1 protein-coding gene is annotated in these 358 nt (G+C 44.4%); it reads right to left on the bottom strand.

Annotation, left to right across the window (positions count from 1 at the left end; all coding sequences use genetic code 11):
• Positions 1-95: 95 nt before the first annotated feature.
• A partial coding sequence (locus SB775_RS27975) for a hypothetical protein (RefSeq protein WP_410864411.1) occupies positions 96-358 on the bottom strand: 263 nt, incomplete at its 5' end.

Genomic DNA, 358 nt, shown 5'->3' on the forward strand with positions numbered 1-358 from the left:
GGTCATCCTTGCGGCCACGATTGGTCATCGACGCGAAGTTTACGACTGAAGCCCGCTGCGCGGGATTTTTCATTAAGAGGGATTTTATGGAATGGTTAATTGGTGGGTTCGTTGTACTTGTCATTCTCGGTGCGATGTTTAAACCAAGGCGCTGTGATGTTTGTGGCATAGGTTTTAATAAGAAACATTACACTTGGACTATTGAAGGCAAAAAGCAGCATTTGTGCCCTAATTGCAATAGCAAAATGAGTAGACGGGTTAGCAATCAACGATTTACTGACAGGTTTGGACGGTAACCGATCTTGATGCAGGAAAGCACTGTTATGGTAAATAGTTGCGGGATCGACAGAAGTTGCCA

The sequence above is a fragment of the Peribacillus sp. SIMBA_075 genome (assembly GCF_046534585.1).